General features: G+C 64.2%; 1 pseudogene. It reads right to left on the bottom strand.

Going from position 1 to position 316, the window contains the following annotated elements:
* Positions 1–91: 91 nt before the first annotated feature.
* Positions 92–316, bottom strand: a pseudogene (locus KW845_RS29370) (C4-dicarboxylate ABC transporter substrate-binding protein); the annotation flags it as partial.

Below are 316 nucleotides of genomic sequence, written 5' to 3'. Positions count from 1 at the left end.
AGCGCAAAAGCCACCGGAAAACCCAGCAGCAGGAATACCACCAGCGTGCCGAACATGATCGGCGCCAGATTCGCAATGAAAAACTCCATGATCAGCGACCCTTGTCTTGTTGTTGCAGCAGGGCCGCCTCGCGCGCCTGCGCTTCACGGGCGATCTCTTCAGCCAGCTCTTCCTCGGCGCTCTTGCCCACCGCGCGTGCCAGCGGATCCGGGCACTGGCCGCGCAGGTACCCCACGCACTTGATCAGCCGCGAGACACCGGCCAGCACCAGCAGCGCAAAGCCCACCGGAATCAGCAGCTTGACCGGCCAGCGCAC

It is taken from the genome of Bordetella sp. BOR01, assembly GCF_019218885.1.
In the GTDB taxonomy this organism is placed as follows: Bacteria; Pseudomonadota; Gammaproteobacteria; order Burkholderiales; family Burkholderiaceae_B; genus Bordetella_A.
The sequence above is the reverse complement of the archived record's forward strand: the minus strand, read 5'-3'. Positions and strand labels throughout refer to the sequence as shown.